Origin of the sequence: Rhodococcus indonesiensis (assembly GCF_047782815.1) — a bacterium.
Lineage (GTDB): Bacteria > Actinomycetota > Actinomycetes > Mycobacteriales > Mycobacteriaceae > Rhodococcus > Rhodococcus indonesiensis.
The window spans coordinates 41,198-58,453 of sequence record NZ_CP180630.1 but is presented as its reverse complement, the minus strand read 5'-3'; the positions used below and the strand labels follow the sequence as shown (position 1 = coordinate 58,453).

The following is a 17,256-nucleotide window of genomic DNA, read 5'->3' as shown; positions in this document are numbered from 1 at the left end:
CGCGCGCTCAGCGCTGCCGCAATCGAGCGCTCAGCGCTGCCGCAATCGAGCGCTCAGCGCTGCGGCATCGTGGTGGTGGTGATCGGCGAAGGGAGCACCGTTGCGCCCTCGAGGTACCGATCGACCGCCGCCGCGCAGGAACGACCCTCCGCGATGGCCCACACGATGAGCGACTGACCACGGCCCATGTCACCGGCGACGAAGACGCCGTCGACGTTGGTGGCCCACTCCGTCGAGCGGGCGACGTTGCCGCGCTCGTTGAGGTCCACGCCGAGGTCGGTGAGCAGGCCCGGCTTCTCGGGGCCGACGAAGCCCATGGCCAGGAGCACCAGGTCGGCTTCGAGCTCGAAGTCGGTCCCGTCGACCTTCTCGAAGCGGCCGTTCACCATCTGCACCTCGTGCGCCTTCAGGGCGGCAACCTTGCCGTCCCTGCCGACGAATTCCTCGGTGTTGACGGAGAACACGCGCTCGCCGCCCTCCTCGTGCGCGGAGGACACCCGGTACATCAGCGGGTAGGTCGGCCACGGCGTCGATTCGGCGCGCTCCTCCGGCGGGCGCGGCATGATCTCGAACTGGTGCACGCTGGCCGCGCCCTGACGGTGCGAGGTACCGAGGCAGTCGGCGCCGGTGTCACCGCCACCGATGATGACGACCTTCTTGCCCTTCGCCGTGATGGTCGGCTCCGGCAGGTCGCCGAGCTGCACCCGGTTGGCGATCGGCAGGAACTCCATCGCCTGGTGGATGCCGTCGAGCTCACGCCCCGGAATCGGCAGGTCACGAGCCTCGGTGGCACCACCGGCGAGCACGACCGCGTCGAACTGCTCGCGCAGCTGATCGGCGGTGATGTCGACACCGACGTTCACGCCCGTCTCGAAGACGGTTCCCTCGGCCTCCATCTGCGCCAGACGGCGATCGATGACGGCCTTCTCCATCTTGAACTCGGGGATGCCGTAGCGCAGGAGACCACCGATGCGGTCCTCGCGCTCGAACACGGTCACCGCGTGGCCGGCGCGGGTGAGCTGCTGCGCCGCAGCCAGACCCGCCGGACCGGAGCCGACGACCGCGACCTTCCGGCCCGTCAGCTTCGACGGCATGACCGGTGCGACCCAGCCCTCGTCGAAGGCCTTCTCGATGAGCTCGACCTCGACCTGCTTGATGGTCACCGGATCCTGATTGATGCCCAGGACGCAGGAGGCCTCACACGGCGCGGGGCACAGCCGGCCGGTGAACTCCGGGAAGTTGTTGGTGGCGTGCAGACGTTCGATGCCGTCGTCCCATTTGCCCTTGTAGGCCAGGTCGTTCCACTCGGGAATCAGGTTTCCGAGAGGACAACCGTTGTGGCAGAACGGGATACCGCAGTCCATGCAGCGGCTGGCCTGGACCTGGAGGGTGTCGAGCGGGAACGGCTCGTACACCTCCTTCCAGTCGAGCAGCCGCAGCGGAACAGGCCGGCGAACCGGCGTCTCCCGCGAGCCGTGCTTGAGGAAGCCGCTTGGATCACCCACGAGCGGCCTCCATGATCGCCTCGTCCACGTTCGCGCCTCGAATCTCGGCGTCCTTGATAGCCATGAGTACCTTCTTGTAATCGCGAGGCATGACCTTCGCGAAGTGGCTGACCTGCTGCGACCAGTCGGCCAGGATGCGGGCTGCAACCTCGGAGCCCGTTTCGTCACGATGGCGCTCGATGGCGCCCTTGAGCCAGAGGAAGTCCTCGCCCTCGAGGTCCTCGAGGTCGACCAGCTCGGTGTTCAGGTTCGCCTCGAAGTCGCGGTCCGGGTTGTACACGAACGCGACGCCGCCCGACATGCCGGCGCCGAAGTTGCGGCCGGTCTTGCCCAGGATGACGACCTTGCCACCGGTCATGTACTCGCAGCCGTGGTCGCCGACACCCTCGACGACGGCCGTGGCACCCGAGTTACGTACCGCGAACCGCTCACCCGCCACGCCGCGGATGAGGGCCTCGCCACTGGTGGCACCGAACAGGATCACGTTGCCGGCGACGATGTTGTCCTCGGCGACGAAGCCCAGCGCCGCGTTGAGCGGCGGGCGGACGACGATCCGACCGCCGGACAGGCCCTTGCCGACGAAGTCGTTGGCGTCGCCGAACAGCCGCAGCGTGATGCCCTTGGGCACGAACGCGCCGAAGCTGTTGCCGGCCGAACCGGTGAACGTGATGTCGATCGTATTGTCCGGCAAACCTTCCCCTCCGTACACCTTGGTGAGCTCGTGACCGAGCATGGTGCCGACGGTGCGGTTGACGTTGGCGATCTTGGTCTCGATCGTCACCGGCGTACCCGACTCGAGAGCCGGCCGAGCCTGGGTGATGAGCTCGTTGTCGAGCGCCTTGTCCAGCGCGTGGTCCTGCTCCTTGGTGCAGTGCAGGTCCTGCTCGCAGAAGATCGGCGAACGAGTCTGCTCGAGCAGCGGCGACAGGTCCAGCTTCGAGGCACGGTAGTGGTCGACGGCCTTGGTGGTGTCGAGCATGTCGACGCGCCCGATCGCCTCGTCGAGGGAGCGGAAGCCCATCTCGGCCAGGTACTCGCGCACTTCTTCGGCGACGTAGAGCATGAAGTTCTCGACGAACTCCGGCTTGCCGGTGAATCGCTTGCGCAGCACCGGATTCTGCGTTGCCACACCCACCGGGCAGGTGTCGAGATGGCACACGCGCATCATGATGCAACCGGACACCACCAGCGGAGCGGTGGCGAAACCGAATTCCTCACCGCCGAGCAGGGCGGCGACGACGACGTCGCGGCCGGTCTTCATCTGCCCGTCCACCTGCACGACGATGCGGTCGCGCAGACCGTTGAGCAGCAGCGTCTGCTGCGTCTCGGCGAGACCGAGCTCCCACGGCGCACCCGCGTGCTTGAGCGAGGTCAGCGGGGACGCGCCGGTGCCGCCGTCGTGACCGGAGATCAGCACCACGTCGGCATGCGCCTTCGACACGCCCGCGGCGACGGTGCCGACGCCGATCTCGGAGACCAGCTTCACGTGGATGCGGGCCTGCGGGTTGGCGTTCTTCAGGTCGTGGATCAGCTGCGCGAGATCCTCGATCGAGTAGATGTCGTGGTGCGGCGGGGGCGAGATCAGACCCACACCCGGCGTCGAGCCACGCACCTCGGCGACCCACGGGTACACCTTGTGCGGCGGCAGCTGGCCACCCTCACCCGGCTTGGCGCCCTGCGCCATCTTGATCTGGATGTCGGTGCAGTTGGTCAGGTAGTGCGCGGTGACACCGAACCGGCCGGAGGCGACCTGCTTGATCGCCGAGCGCCGCCAGTCACCGTTCTCGTCCGGGGTGAAGCGGTCCGGATGTTCGCCGCCCTCACCGGAGTTCGAGCGGCCGCCGAGACGGTTCATCGCGATCGCGAGGGTCTCGTGTGCCTCCGCGGAGATCGAGCCGTAGCTCATCGCGCCCGTCGAGAACCGCTTGACGATCTCGCTGGCCGGCTCGACCTCCTCGAGCGGCACCGCCGGGCGCTCTCCCGTACGGAACTGGAACAGGCCGCGCAGCGACGCGAGCCGCTCCGACTGGTCGTCGACGAGCTTTGTGTACTCCTTGAAGATCGAGTACTGCCCGGTGCGGGTGGCGTGCTGGAGCTTGAACACCGTGTCCGGGTTGAACAGGTGGTACTCGCCCTCCCGGCGCCACTGGTACTCGCCGCCGACCTCGAGCTCGCGGTGGGCGTGTTCGGAGGGACGGTCCATGAAGGCGAGCGAGTGCCGGGCGGCGACGTCCTGGGCGATCTCGTCGAGGCCGATGCCGCCGAGCTGCGACTGCATCCCGGTGAAGTACTCGTCGACGATCTCCTGCGACAGGCCGATCACCTGGAACAGCTGCGCACCGGTGTAGGAGGCGAGGGTGGAGATGCCCATCTTGGACATCACCTTGAGCACGCCCTTGGACGCGGCCTTGATGTAGTTCGCGAGGGCCTTGTCGAGGGTGATGCCGTCCGGCAGGTCGCCGTTCTGCAGCAGCTCGTCGATGGTCTCGAAGGCCATGTACGGATTCACCACGGCCGCACCGAAACCGCACAGCGCGGCGATGTGGTGCACCTCGCGGGCGTCGCCGGCCTCGACCAGCAGCCCCACCTTGGTGCGGGTCTTCTCGCGGACGAGGTGGTGGTGCACCGCCGAGGTGAGCAGCAGCGACGGGATCGGGGCGAGGTTCTCGTCGGACTCCCGGTCCGAGAGCACGATCAGGCGAGCGCCCTTGTCGATGGCCTCGGAGACCTGGGCGCGGATGTTCTCGAGCGCGCGGCGCAGACCCTCGCCGCCCTCGGCGACGGGGTACAGACCGCGGACGATGACGCTGTTGAAGCCGGGGAACTTTCCGTCGTCGTTGACGTGGATCAGCTTCTGCAGGTCGTCGTTGTCGATGACCGGGGCCGAGATCAGGATCTGCCGGCACGATTCGGCGGTGGGATTCAGCAGGTCGCCCTCGGGGCCGAGCATGCCGCCGAGGCTGGTGACGACCTCTTCGCGGATCGCGTCGAGCGGCGGGTTGGTGACCTGCGCGAACAACTGCGAGAAGTAGTCGAAGAGCATGCGCGGACGCGAGGAGAGCACCGCGATGGGAGTGTCGGTGCCCATCGAACCGAGCGCCTCACCACCCGTCGCCGCCATCGGCTTGACGAGCAGGTTGACCTCTTCGCTGGTGTACCCGAACACCTGCTGCCGCAGCACGACCCGCTCGTGCGACATGTAGGTGTACTTGCTCTCGGGCAGATCCTCGAGCCGGGCGATGCCCTGGTCGATCCACTCCTGGTAGGGGTGCTCGGCGGCGAGGGCGCTCTTGATCTCCTCGTCGTCGATGATGCGGCCCTGCGAGGTGTCGACGAGGAACATGCGGCCGGGCTGCATGCGCAGCTTGCGCACGACCTTCTGCGGCTCGATGTCGAGCACGCCCACCTCGGAGGCCATGACGACGAGGCCGTCCTCGGTGACCCACACCCGCGACGGGCGCAGGCCGTTGCGGTCGAGGACGGCGCCGACGACGGTGCCGTCGGTGAAGCACACCGACGCCGGGCCGTCCCACGGCTCCATCAGTGCCGCGTGGTACTCGTAGAACGCGCGGCGGGCCGGGTCCATGGACTCGTGCCGCTCCCACGCCTCGGGGATCATCATGAGCACGGCGTGCGGCAGGCTGCGGCCGCCGAGGTGCAGGAGCTCGAGCACCTCGTCGAAGCGGGCGGTGTCGGACGCGCCCTCGGTGCAGACCGGGAAGATCTTGTCGAGCTTCTCCCGGCCGCCGAACACGTCGGAATCGATGAGCGCCTCGCGGGCACGCATCCAGTTGGCGTTGCCGGTGACGGTGTTGATCTCGCCGTTGTGGGCGACGCGGCGGAACGGGTGCGCCAGCGGCCACGACGGGAAGGTGTTGGTGGAGAAGCGCGAGTGCACCAGGCCCAGTGCCGACTCGACGCGCTCGTCCTGCAGATCGCGGTAGAAGCCCTCGAGCTGCGGCGTGGTGAGCATGCCCTTGTACACGAAGGTCGACGCCGAGAGGCTGGGGAAGTACACGGTCTCGCTGCCGGGGCCGTCCTGGCCGGCGCCCTTGCTGCCGAGCTCGTGCTCGGTGCGCTTGCGGACCACGTAGGCCCGGCGCTCGAGGTCGAGTCCGCCGAGGGTGCGGTCGGGCGAGCTGAGGAAGATCTGACGGAAGCTCGGCATGGCCTGCTTCGCCAGCGTGCCCAGGTCGGAGGGATCGACGGGAACCTCGCGCCAGCCGAGGACCTGCAGGCCCTCCTCGGCGACGATCGCGTCGACGGCGGCGACGGCTTCGTCGGCAGCCTTCTCGTCCTGGGGCAGGAACGCGATACCGGTGGCGTAGAAGCCGGCCGGCGGCAGGTCGAAGTCGACGACCTCACGGAGGTAGCGGTCCGGAACCTGGATGAGGATGCCGGCACCGTCGCCGGTGTTCGACTCGGAACCCGCGGCACCGCGGTGCTCGAGGTTCACCAGCGCGGTGATCGCTTTCTCCACGATGTCCCGGCTGCGGCGACCATGCATGTCGACGACGAATGCGACACCACAGGCGTCGTGCTCGTTCGCCGGGTGGTAGAGCCCTTGCGGCCCGGGAAGATGCTTCATACCTAGCCTTCGTTGCGTTTGACTGCAGCGACGACCAGCAGCGCTGATGGCCATCTACTTGCGTGAGCAAGTACCGACACCTGGTGGATCGGCACCGATCACCGTTCAGTATCCGCCCTTCCGCGACGATGCGGGTGCCATTTTTAGGCAGCTCGGGCCGGATCTCCCGGTCGGCTTGGACGTCGTGTGTCCACCGTGTTGCATACAACGATATGTCAGCCGCCGGGGGACGACGCAACCAAGGCTATCCTATCCATCCCTAACGACCCGGTGACCGCCCGTTAACACGCGGTTGACGCAGGCCCATGCGGCACCCGGCGTCACCGCAGCGCGCGCACCAGCCGGCGGAGGTCGTCGCGCGGGTCGGAATCCGCATTCTCCGAGGTCAGCCGGTGCAGGATCATCCCGTCGAGGTGGTCGGCGAGGATGCGTGACCCGCCGGCGGGATCCGCGGAGCCGAGAGCGGCGAGCACCGTGAGCCCCATGCCCTGCAGTTCGTCGCGCCGTCGCTGCACGGACCGTCGCAGCGACGGCGAGGCGGTGGCCTCGACGAACAGGGCGAACCGGGCCCGGGTACGCAGTGCATCGGGACCTGTCGCGAACATCACGTATCCCGCGAGCACGTCGACGAGTTCGTCCTCGGTGCGCGGGAGGTTTCCACCCCCCAGGGCGGCGATGTCGGACCGGTCGCGCTCGACGAGACGGTCGAGGACGCCCTCGAGCAGGGCCCGGCGCGTGCGGAAGTAGTTCGACGTGGAACCGGCCGGCGCGCCGGCGACCGCGTCGACGCCGCGATGGGTGAGCCCGCGCAACCCCTCCCGGCCGAGCAGCTCGATCGCGGCGTCGAGGACCGCGGCACGTTTGTCGGTCACCTCTCGACACTACAACAGTAGTGACACGGCACTACATCCGTAGTAGCTTGACATCATGACCAGGAGCAACGGCGGAAAGGCCGCGGTCCTCGGCGGAGGCATCGGTGGGCTCACCGCAGCGAACGCACTCGTCCAGCGGGGCTGGCACGTCGACGTATTCGAGCGCTCCCCCGCGTTGCCGGCCACCGGGACAGCACTGGGGATGTGGCCGGCCGCACTCGACGCTCTCGCCTCGGCAGGGCTCGCCGGCGCCGTCGAGCGCCTCGGCGTCGCCCTGGACCGCGGCGCGATCGTCCGGCCCGACGGACGCCCGCTCGCGACGATGCGCACCCGGCGGCAGGCCGTACTGCTCTCGCGACCGGCACTGCTGGGTCTGCTCGCCGCGAGTCTGCCCGGCGAGGTCCTGCGGCTCGGCCGGCCCGCCCCGCCACTGACCGAGCTCGGCGGCTACGACGTCGTGATCGGCGCGGACGGCCTGGGCAGCCAGACCCGCGACACACTCTTCGGCCCGGGTCACCGGCCCGTCCACGCGGGCCTCGCGGCCTGGCGCGGCTGGGTCGACGGCACCGCGGACACCGCGACCGAAACATGGGGCGCGGGCGCACTCTTCGGGATCACTCCCCGCGAGGGCGGCCTGATCAACTGGTTCGCCGCGGTCCGCGCGCCCGTCGGCACCACCGGCGGCGCCGACGACCTCGCCGCCCGGTTCGGCGAGTGGCATCCGGCCGTGCGCGACGTACTCGACCGTCTGGACCCCGCAACCGTGCTCCACCACGAGATCTACCAGTCCCCGCCGCTGCCGTCGTACGTGCGCGGCAACGTCGCGCTGCTCGGCGACGCCGCCCATGCCATGACGCCCAATCTCGGCCGCGGCGCCTGCGAGGCGATCGTCGACGCGGCCACCCTCGCGGAGCTGCTCGCCCGATTCGAGGTGCCCGAAGCGCTCGTCCGCTACGACCGGGCGCGGCGCCGCACCACCCGGCTCCTCGTGCGGGCGTCGTACGCCGCGAGCCGGGTGGCGACCGCCGAACGCGGGACGGCCCTGCGCGACGCCGTGCTGCGACTCGCGCCGCAGCGGACGTGACACTCCGTCGGCGTCATTGTATCCACCTGTACTACAACGCTTTTCGATACGTGTTCGCGGTCCGGCGCGGACGTCCGGCGCGGACGGAGTTCACCGAACCCGCCCCACGGCACTGCCCGCACCCGTACCCTTCGCGCCATGAGCCCGGACCTCGAGGGCCACGGCGGCGACCACGCCGCCGCGGTGGCCCGCGCCCACGGTGTCGAGACGATGTTCACCCTTTCCGGCGCGCACGTGTTCCCCCTGTACGACGCCGCCGTCAAAGGCGCGGCACGCATGCGGTTGATCGACGTGCGACACGAGCAGACCGCGGTGTTCGCCGCGGAGGCCACGGGCAAGCTCCTCCGGCACCCCGGACTGGCCGTGCTCACCGCCGGGCCCGGAGTGACGAACGGTATCAGTGCCGTCACCCAGGCGTACTTCGCGGGTTCACCGCTGGTCGTGCTCGGCGGCCGCGCACCCAACGCCCGCTGGGGCATGGGCAGCCTGCAGGAACTCGACCAGCCGCCGCTGCTGTCCACCGTCACCAAGCTGTCCGAGACGGCGAGGACGCTGGACCGCGTGGGTCCACTGGTCGACGAGGCGTTCGGTACGGCCCGCGCGTCGCACCGGGGGCCGGCATTCGTGGACGTGCCGATGGACGAACTGTTCGGACGTGCCACGCTGCCGTCGCCGTCGCCGCCGACCGTGGTCCGGCTCGAGCCCGATTCCGAGGCACAGGCGGAGATCGCCGCCCTGCTCGCCGGGGCGCAGCGGCCGTTGCTCGTGCTGGGCACCGACGTGTGGGCCGATCACGCCGAGGAGGCGGCGCTGCGGTTCGTCGACGAGGTCGGGATCCCGGTGATCACCAACGGCATGGGCCGGGGCGTGGTCCCCGGTGGGCACCCACTACTCGTCACCAAGGCCCGCGGCACCGCGGTGGGGACCTGCGATCTGGCGATCGTCGTGGGCACGCCGCTGGACTTCCGCCTCGGCTACGGCCGGTTCGGTGGACGCGACGGCGCGCCCGCGGCCCGGGTGGTGCACGTGGCCGACTCACCGGGGCAGGTGTCGGCACACGCCGAACTCGCCGCCTCGGTATCCGGCGATCTCACCGCCTGCCTCGACGGCATCCTCTCGGCGCTGCCCTCGCGTCCGGACACGGACGCCTGGGTGCGGGGCCTGCGCGAGGAAGCGACGGCCGCCGCTCAGCGCGACGCGACCCTTCTGGCTGCCGATACCGACCCGATCCACCCGGCCCGGATCTACGGGGAACTGCTGCCGCGGCTGGCCGACGACGCCGTGGTCATCGGGGACGGTGGCGACTTCGTGTCGTTCGCGGGCAAGTTCGTCGAACCGAAACGGCCCGGCCAGTGGCTCGATCCCGGGCCGTACGGATGTCTGGGCGCCGGGCTCGGCGCGGCCGTCGCGGCGCGCGTGGCACGGCCGGCGAGTCAGGTGGTGCTGTTGCTCGGCGACGGCGCGGCCGGGCTGTCCCTGATGGACCTCGACACCCTGGTGCGGCACGAACTGCCCGTGGTGATCGTGGTGGGCAACAACTCGGCATGGGGGCTGGAGAAGGGCCCGATGCAGCTGCTGTACGGCTACGACGTGGCCGCCGACCTGGCACCCGGCACGCGGTACGACCTGGTGGCGACGGCGCTGGGCGCGGGCGGCGAGCTGGTGACGGATCCGCGGGAGCTCGGTCCGGCGCTGGACCGGGCATTCGCGTCCGGGGTGCCGTACCTGGTAAACGTGCTGACGGACGTCACTGCGGCGTATCCGCGGGGCACCACCGGAATCTGAGCGCGGGCGAAAACTGTGGGCCGGGCTGTGGACAACTTCGAGGTCGGCCACAGCGGCGGTGAGCGGGCGGATTCCGCGTCCAGCGGGAGGTTGTCGTCGAACCCACTCGGCCGATGCCGCGAGATCCTCCCTCTCGGCTCACAGCAGGCTGCGGGGCGTCTCGCGGGTCCGTCGACATCCCCGTCCCCGCGGGAAGGTGACAACCCCACAAATAACAACTGACCGCAGCGAGTAAATCAGCTGCGGTCAGCGGTATCGAAAGGGTAACAGGCAGTTGTTAGGGTACGGAAACAAAAGTTCCGTGAAGTGAGTCACAGCAGGTTTGACCCTGGCCGACACCGGGAACCGTCCCGTGAACAGTTGCGCGGAGACGTCCGTCACGTAACGACTGATTGAACACTCAACTATCTGGGAAAACGTCCCGAATCGGGCAGAACAGACCGTGCATCCTGCATGTAATCCGATCCGAGATGCCAGACTGCTCGCCATGAGCACGACCCGCACCGCAGTCCCGAACCCACGCCACGGCGCGACGAGCCTGACGGATCTCGCGGCCGCCGCCGACGAGCACACCGTCGCCGATGTCCACCAGGGGCAGGTGTTCCTCGGCATCCTCCATCGCGAGAACGACAGCGTCACCGCGGCACTCACGACCGCCGAGACCTGCGCACGGATCGAACGCGGCAGCGGCTCCGTCGCCGCCGCACAGCGGTACGAGTCGGAGGTCCGGCGGTTACGCGAGACCCAGCGGGAGCTGCACTGCATGATCGCGAACCTGCGGGCACGCTTCGCGACGTCCGGCTCCTGAGCGGACACACCGAGCGGCCCGACAACGACTCGGGCCCCCGATCCGCGAGGATCGGGGGCCCGATGTGGTGGGCGAAGGGGGACTTGAACCCCCACGTCCCGAAGGACACTGGCACCTGAAGCCAGCGCGTCTGCCATTCCGCCACTCGCCCGAGCGACTGGAAAACAGTAACACACCCCCTCGGCGAACAACGATTCGCCTGCACAGAGGCCTTTCCGGACGCGGCGCCGGGCAGTGGGAGCGGGGCCGCCCCCACCACCCGGCCGGATCGGACGAAAAGTCGATACCATTCAGAAGCGAGCTCTGCATTGCGACACGCAGACCGGAAAGGGGGTCGCCGTGGGTATCGCGCAGCGATTCGAACGCAAGCTGCAGGCTGCCGTCAGCGACGTGTTCGCGCGCGTCTTCGGTGGCGGCGTCGTCCCGCAGGAGGTGGAGGCCGCGCTCCAGCGCGAGGCCACCGACGGCGTCCAGCAGCTCGACCGGGGCCACATGCTGGCCCCCAACCGGTACGTGATCACGATCAGCGAATCCGATCACGAAGCCCTCGCCGCGGATCGGGACTTGACGGTGAAGGCGTTCGCGCGTCACCTTGAGGACTTCATCCGCGAGCAGGGGTGGCAGACCTACGGTCAGATCCAGATCGGCTTCGAGTCGTCGGCGGCGCTGCACACCGGGCAGTTCCGCACGCACGGGTCGGTCGACCCCGACGTCGGGCGCGCCCCGGCCGCGCGGACACCGCACCACCGTTCAACCGTGACCCCCGACCCAGGAGTTGGCTCGATGACGCAGAATCCAGGCTACGACCCAAGCCGTGACCCCGCCGAGAGCGCCGAGCCGCAGTACGCGCGGAACGGTCACGCACACGTAGGCCAGGATCAGCGCTACCAGCAGGGCCAGCGGAACGGCGGGGCGTATCCCTCCGCGCAGGCACCGTACGGCGGCGAGCAGCAGGGCGGTTACGACGCCGGCGGGTACGACCAGCAGGGCTACGGCGCGCCCGGCGGGCACGAGGACCGGGGCTACGGCGAAGACCGGGGTTACGGCGGCTACTCCGGACAGGCGTACAGCCAGGACTACGGCCGTGACTACTCACCGCAGTACCCGTCCCAGCAGGCCTACGGCGACGACCGCTACCAGGGCGGATACGCCCAGCCCGGTGGTTACGACCAGGGCTATCCGGATCAGGGCTACGGCCAGCAGGGCTATGCCGGACAGGGCTACCCCGACCAGGGGTACGCGGACCCGGGTTACGGCCAGCCGGGCTACCCCGAGCAGGGGTACGCAGACCAGGGCTACGGCGCCGGCGCGTACCAGCCTCCGCAGGCCGGCCGGGTGCTGACCGCGACGCTCCAGCTCGAGGACGGCAGCGGACGCTACTACCAGCTCCGGGAGGGCAGCAACATCGTCGGACGTGGGCAGGACGCCCAGTTCCGGCTGCCGGACACCGGCGTCTCCCGCCGCCACATCGACATCCGCTGGGACGGGCAGGTGGCCATGCTCTCGGATCTCGGCTCGACCAACGGCACCACCGTCAACGGTGCGTCCGTGCAGGACTGGCAGCTCGCCGACGGCGATGTGATCCGGGCGGGTCACTCGGAGATCCTGGTGCGCATTCTCTGAGCGCCGAGGACCGAGACCCGATCGGAACCGGCCCGAGACCCATCCGACGCGTCGGCGACGCGCCGGACGATGCGTCTCGTCGCCCGGGGTCCGTATTGTGGGTGACCGCAGTGCACCGGACGACACCGCACCGGGCCGATACGCAGAAGGAGGGCGAGCCGTGCAGGGGCTGATTCTGCAGCTGACCCGGGCGGGGTTCCTGCTCCTGCTGTGGTTGTTCATCTGGGCGATCCTGCGCACGCTGCGATCGGACATCTACGCCGGTGCCGCACGTCCAGTCCCGCGCTACTCGCCGCGCAACCAGTCGGTGCTGCCGTCGCTGGGCCGCGGCAAGTCGGCGAAGTACCTGGTGGTGACCCAGGGCGCTCTCGCAGGCACCCGCATCACGCTCGGTTCCCAACCGGTCCTGATCGGCCGGGCCGACGACTCGACCCTGGTCCTCACCGACGACTACGCATCCACCCGGCACGCCCGCCTGTCGCAGCGCGGGTCGGACTGGTACGTCGAGGATCTGGGCTCGACCAACGGCACGTATCTGGACCGTGCCAAGGTCACCACCGCCGTCCGCGTACCCCTGGGCACTCCTGTCCGGGTCGGGAAGACCGTGATCGAGCTCCGCCCGTGACCCTTGTACTGCGATACGCCGCCCGGAGCGACCGTGGCCTGGTGCGTTCCAACAACGAAGATTCCGTGTACGCGGGGGCCCGCCTGCTCGCCCTCGCCGACGGCATGGGCGGCCACGCCGCCGGCGAGGTCGCCTCGCAACTGATGATCGCGGCCCTCGCCCACCTCGACGACGACGAACCCGGCGGGGACCTGCTCGGCAAGCTCGCCGCCGCCGTGCGCGAGGGCAACGCCGCCATCGCCGATCAGGTCGAGGAGGAACCCGAACTCGACGGCATGGGCACCACGCTCACCGCCATCCTCTTCGCCGGCAGCAAACTCGGCCTCGCCCACATCGGCGATTCGCGTGCCTACCTGCTGCGCGAGGGCCAGCTCACCCAGATCACCCGCGACGACACCTTCGTGCAGTCCCTCGTCGACGAGGGACGCATCACGCCCGAGCAGGCACACAGCCACCCGCAGCGCTCGCTCATCATGCGCGCTCTCACCGGCAGCGAGGTCGAACCGACCCTCACCGTGCGCGAGGCACGCGCCGGCGACCGCTACCTCATCTGCTCCGACGGCCTGTCCGACGTCGTCAGCGACGAGACCATCGCCAACACCCTGAGCGAAGGCACGCACGACGAGTGCGCCGATCGGCTCATCGAACTCGCCCTGCGTAGCGGCGGACCCGACAACGTCACCGTCGTCGTCGCCGACGTCATCGATCTCGACTACGGACAGAGCCATCCGATCGTCGCCGGTGCCGCGTCGGGGGACGACGAGGACACCCCGCCGCCCAACACCGCCGCGGGCCGTGCCGCCGCGATGCGCCCGCCCCGCGCCACGCCCAAGCGTGTCGTCGTGCAGAAGGATCCCGAGCCCGCGCGCAAGCGCAGCCGGATGTGGTGGCCGCTCGTCGCGATCGTGGTGCTCGGACTGCTCGTCGCCGGTGCGGCCGTGGGCCGGACGATGATCCGCAGCTACTACTACGTCGGCGACGACGACGGCCGTGTCACGGTGCTGCGCGGCGTGCCCGGCAACATCCTCGGCTACTCCCTGCAGGAACAGTCCCTCGTCGGCTGTCTCGCCGACGACGGAACGTTGACCCTGACCTCTCCGCAGGAGGCGGACTGCCGCGTCATGCTGGTCGACGATCTGCAGCCGGCGGCCCGTGAGCAGGTGCGGGCGGGCCTGCCGTCCGGGTCTCTCGACGACGCGCGCACGCAGATGAACCGGCTCGCGGAGAACGACCTGCTCCCGGTGTGCGTCGAGGAACAGGCGGCTCCGTTGCCAGCCCCGGCTCCGGCGCCCGAGCCGGCCCCCGCCCCGGCCCCTCCGGCGGCTCCCGCGTCGGAACCCGCATCCGCCGAGACACCCGCCCCCGCACCGGCCCCGGCGCCCGAGCCGGCGGTCCCGCAGGTGCCGGGCCAGAACTGCCGGGTGGGCGCCTGATGTCGGTGTCCCACGCACCCGGAGCCTCCTTCCCCAGTCCTCCCGGAGGCTTCGCCCCGGCTCCCGCCGTGTCCACGCGGCGGAACACGGAGCTGCTGCTCATCGTCGCCGCCATCGCGATCACCACGGTGTCGCTGATGCTGGTCGAAGCCAGCCAGGAACAGACCCTGACCATGGACCTGGCCAAGTACGGGCTGACGTACGCGGTGCTGTTCCTCGCCGCGCATCTAGCGGTGCGCCGGTTCGCGCCCTACGCCGACCCGCTGCTGCTGCCGATCGTCGCACTGCTCAACGGCCTGGGCCTGGTCCTGATCCACCGGCTCGACCTCGCCGACGAGGAGAACGCGCGCTACCTCGGCCAGCCGATCCCCTCCCCCGACGCCAACCAGCAGGTGCTGTGGACGGCGCTCGCCATCGCCGGCTTCGTCGCGGTGCTGGCGCTGCTGCACGACTACCGGCTCCTCGCCCGGTTCAGCTACACCCTGGGCCTGATCGGTCTCGTCGCGCTCGCCGTCCCGGCCCTGCTGCCGTCCCGCTTCTCCGAGGTCAACGGCGCCAAGATCTGGATCAGGCTGCCCGGATTCAGCATCCAGCCCGGCGAGTTCGCCAAGATCCTGCTCATCATCTTCTTCGCGTCCGTGCTGGTGGCCAAGCGCGACCTGTTCACCACCGCCGGCAAACACGTGCTCGGCATGGACTTCCCCCGCGCCCGCGACCTGGGCCCGATCCTCGCGGCATGGATCCTCTCGATCGGCGTCATGGTGTTCGAGAAGGACCTCGGCACGTCGCTGCTGCTGTTCGGCACGGTGCTGGTGATGCTGTACATCGCGACCGAACGGGTGGGCTGGCTGCTCATCGGTGGCGCTTTGCTCGTCGTCGGCTTCTACTTCGCGTACCAGATGTTCGGTCACGTGCGGGTGCGTGTGGAGACCTGGCTCGACCCGCTGGCCGACTACAACAACACCGGTTACCAGATCTCGCAGTCGTTGTTCGGTCTCGCCACCGGTGGTGTCGCCGGCACCGGGCTCGGCAGCGGACGTCCCGCGCAGGTGCCGTTCGCCAAGACCGACTTCATCGTCGCCACGATCGGTGAGGAACTCGGGCTCATCGGCCTCAGTGCCATTCTCGTCCTCTTCCTGATCCTGATCACGAGGGGATTGCGCACCGCGCTCGCCGTCCGCGACAGCTTCGGCAAGCTCCTGGCCGCCGGCCTGTCGTTCACCATCGCGATCCAGCTGTTCGTCGTCGTCGGCGGCGTCACCAAGCTGATCCCGCTCACCGGTCTCACCACGCCGTTCATGTCCTACGGTGGTTCGTCGCTGCTGGCGAACTACCTCCTGCTGGCACTGCTGGTGAAGATCTCCAACGCGGCCCGCGAGCCCGCCGCCCCACGTAAGAAGGCACCGCCACCGATTGCGGACGCGCCGACGGAAATGCTGGGGCGCGGATGAACACACCGCTCCGCAAAGTCGCGATGGCGGTGATGTTCATGGTCGTCGCGCTGCTTGCCAACGCCACCTACGTCCAGGTCATCAAAGCCGACGACCTGCGCACCGACCCGCGCAACTCGCGGGTGCTCATCGACGAGTACTCGCGTCAGCGCGGACAGATCTCCGCGAGCGGGCAGGTCCTGGCGGTGTCGGTCCCCACCGACAGCCGCTACAAGTACCTGCGCACCTACCCGGCCGCCCCCGAGCAGCCGGCGAGTCCGCTCGCCTACGCACCCGTGACCGGGTTCTACTCGATGCAGTACGGCAGCACCGGGCTCGAGCGCACCGAGGACGAGGTGCTCAACGGGTCCGACAACCGGCTGTTCGGCCGGCGCTTCTTCGATCTGGTCTCCGGACGGGACCCGCGCGGCGGCAACGTGGTCACCACCATCGACCCCGTCATGCAGCAGGTGGCGTACGACGAACTCACCGCCAAGGGCTACACCGGCTCGGTCGTCGCCATCGAACCGAGCACCGGTCGCATCCTGGCGATGGTGAGCACCCCGAGCTACGACCCCAACCGGCTCTCCGGCCACGACGGCGCAGCCACCTCGCAGGCCTGGGAGGAACTCAACGCCGACCCCGACAAACCGATGCTCAACCGTGCCATCTCGCAGACCTACCCGCCGGGCTCGACCTTCAAGGTGGTCGTGACCGCCGCGGCGCTCGCCGCGGGTACCACCCCCGACGACCAGTTCACCGCCGCACCCAACATCACGCTGCCCGACACCGCGACCACGCTGGAGAACTACGGCGGCGCGACGTGCGGTGGCGGCCCCACGGCCTCCCTGCGCGAAGCCTTCGCCCGCTCCTGCAACACCGCCTTCGTCGAGATGGGTCTGAACACCGGCAAGGAGGCCATCGCCGAGCAGGCGGAGGCGCTCGGTGTCGGGGAATCCATGGACATCCCTGTCCCCGTCGCGGCGGGCACCATCGGGCCGATCCCCGACGGCGCCGCGCTGGGCCAGTCCAGCATCGGCCAGCGTGACGTCGCGCTCACCCCGCTGGAGAACGCCGTGATTGCCGGCACCGTCGCCAACGGCGGCGTCCGGATGCAGCCGCATCTGGTGTCCCAGCTGCAGTCGCCGGACCTGTCGGTGCTGGCGGAGACCTCACCGGTCTCGGCCGGGCAGGCGATGTCGCCGCAGGTCGCGGCCACCCTGACCGACCTGATGATCGGATCCGAGAACTTCTCCGGCGGCGAGGGGAAGATCCCGGGGGTCCAGATCGCGTCGAAGACCGGTACCGCCGAGCACGGCGACGACCCCCGTAACACTCCCCCGCACACGTGGTATATCGCCTTTGCGCCTGCCCAGCAGCCCACTGTTGCCGTGGCGGTCATCGTGGAGGACGGCGGCGACCGCGCTCTCGCCGCCACGGGAGGCTCGGTTGCCGCGCCGATCGGACGTGCCGTGATCGCGGCGGGAATGCAGAGAGGCTGAT

Annotated in this window: 11 protein-coding genes and 1 tRNA gene; 8 read left to right on the top strand and 4 right to left on the bottom strand. The window is 69.4% G+C overall.

Annotated features, from left to right (window positions below; translation table 11 throughout):
- Positions 1-53: 53 nt before the first annotated feature.
- From ACM26Y_RS00250 to ACM26Y_RS00240, 3 genes are all read right to left on the bottom strand, one after another.
- Positions 54-1,505, bottom strand: a complete 1,452-nt coding sequence (locus ACM26Y_RS00250; protein WP_416062333.1) for a glutamate synthase subunit beta — start codon at positions 1,503-1,505, stop codon at positions 54-56.
- Positions 1,498-6,093: a glutamate synthase large subunit gene (gene gltB / locus ACM26Y_RS00245; protein WP_416062332.1), complete on the bottom strand. Its 4,596-nt coding sequence runs from the start codon at positions 6,091-6,093 to the stop codon at positions 1,498-1,500. Before gltB ends, ACM26Y_RS00250 begins: the two co-directional genes overlap by 8 nt.
- Before the next feature lie 320 nt (positions 6,094-6,413).
- Positions 6,414-6,965 (bottom strand): TetR/AcrR family transcriptional regulator, encoded by a 552-nt coding sequence (locus tag ACM26Y_RS00240; RefSeq protein ID WP_003936603.1) that lies wholly within the window; start codon positions 6,963-6,965, stop codon positions 6,414-6,416.
- A gap of 55 nt (positions 6,966-7,020) precedes the next feature.
- Between ACM26Y_RS00240 and ACM26Y_RS00235 the strand changes: the two genes are divergently transcribed.
- The 3 genes from ACM26Y_RS00235 (at position 7,021) to ACM26Y_RS00225 (ending at position 10,642) form a co-directional block, all read left to right on the top strand.
- Complete coding sequence (locus tag ACM26Y_RS00235; RefSeq protein ID WP_416062331.1) at positions 7,021-8,049, top strand: FAD-dependent monooxygenase; 1,029 nt, start codon at positions 7,021-7,023, stop codon at positions 8,047-8,049.
- A 138-nt stretch (positions 8,050-8,187) separates the two neighbouring features.
- Positions 8,188-9,834 carry an acetolactate synthase gene (locus tag ACM26Y_RS00230; protein WP_416062330.1) on the top strand — a complete coding sequence of 549 codons (1,647 nt, stop codon included), beginning with the start codon at positions 8,188-8,190 and terminating at the stop codon, positions 9,832-9,834.
- Between the two features lie 487 nt (positions 9,835-10,321).
- Positions 10,322-10,642 carry a hypothetical protein gene (locus tag ACM26Y_RS00225; protein ID WP_054370867.1) on the top strand — a complete coding sequence of 107 codons (321 nt, stop codon included), beginning with the start codon at positions 10,322-10,324 and terminating at the stop codon, positions 10,640-10,642.
- A 65-nt stretch (positions 10,643-10,707) separates the two neighbouring features.
- Here the strand turns inward: ACM26Y_RS00225 and ACM26Y_RS00220 are convergent.
- Positions 10,708-10,793: transfer RNA gene (locus tag ACM26Y_RS00220), tRNA-Leu, on the bottom strand.
- Between the two features lie 188 nt (positions 10,794-10,981).
- Between ACM26Y_RS00220 and ACM26Y_RS00215 the strand changes: the two genes are divergently transcribed.
- The 5 genes from ACM26Y_RS00215 (at position 10,982) to ACM26Y_RS00195 (ending at position 17,255) form a co-directional block, all read left to right on the top strand.
- Positions 10,982-12,265 carry an FhaA domain-containing protein gene (locus ACM26Y_RS00215; RefSeq protein ID WP_416062329.1) on the top strand — a complete coding sequence of 428 codons (1,284 nt, stop codon included), beginning with the start codon at positions 10,982-10,984 and terminating at the stop codon, positions 12,263-12,265.
- 160 nt (positions 12,266-12,425) lie between these two features.
- Positions 12,426-12,890, top strand: coding sequence for an FHA domain-containing protein FhaB (locus tag ACM26Y_RS00210; protein WP_003936608.1), 465 nt, complete (start codon positions 12,426-12,428; stop codon positions 12,888-12,890).
- The gene (locus tag ACM26Y_RS00205) at positions 12,887-14,323 is read left to right on the top strand and encodes a PP2C family protein-serine/threonine phosphatase (RefSeq protein ID WP_416062328.1); all 1,437 of its coding nucleotides are present in this window, start codon (positions 12,887-12,889) and stop codon (positions 14,321-14,323) included. Before ACM26Y_RS00210 ends, ACM26Y_RS00205 begins: the two co-directional genes overlap by 4 nt.
- Positions 14,323-15,774, top strand: coding sequence for an FtsW/RodA/SpoVE family cell cycle protein (locus ACM26Y_RS00200; protein WP_040782317.1), 1,452 nt, complete (start codon positions 14,323-14,325; stop codon positions 15,772-15,774). The genes ACM26Y_RS00205 and ACM26Y_RS00200 overlap by 1 nt, the downstream gene beginning before the upstream one ends.
- Positions 15,771-17,255, top strand: a complete 1,485-nt coding sequence (locus ACM26Y_RS00195; RefSeq protein WP_416062327.1) for a peptidoglycan D,D-transpeptidase FtsI family protein — start codon at positions 15,771-15,773, stop codon at positions 17,253-17,255. The genes ACM26Y_RS00200 and ACM26Y_RS00195 overlap by 4 nt, the downstream gene beginning before the upstream one ends.
- Position 17,256 lies beyond the last annotated feature (1 nt).

Excerpts from the sequence above, each read along its gene's own strand:
- gltB (WP_416062332.1), bottom strand. The coding sequence starts at position 6,093 with ATGAAGCATCTTCCCGGGCCGCAAGGGCTCTACCACCCGGCGAACGAG.
- ACM26Y_RS00235 (WP_416062331.1), top strand. The coding sequence starts at position 7,021 with ATGACCAGGAGCAACGGCGGAAAGGCCGCGGTCCTCGGCGGAGGCATC.
- ACM26Y_RS00225 (WP_054370867.1), top strand. The coding sequence starts at position 10,322 with ATGAGCACGACCCGCACCGCAGTCCCGAACCCACGCCACGGCGCGACG.
- ACM26Y_RS00195 (WP_416062327.1), top strand. The coding sequence starts at position 15,771 with ATGAACACACCGCTCCGCAAAGTCGCGATGGCGGTGATGTTCATGGTC.
- ACM26Y_RS00230 (WP_416062330.1), top strand. The coding sequence starts at position 8,188 with ATGAGCCCGGACCTCGAGGGCCACGGCGGCGACCACGCCGCCGCGGTG.
- ACM26Y_RS00200 (WP_040782317.1), top strand. The coding sequence starts at position 14,323 with ATGTCGGTGTCCCACGCACCCGGAGCCTCCTTCCCCAGTCCTCCCGGA.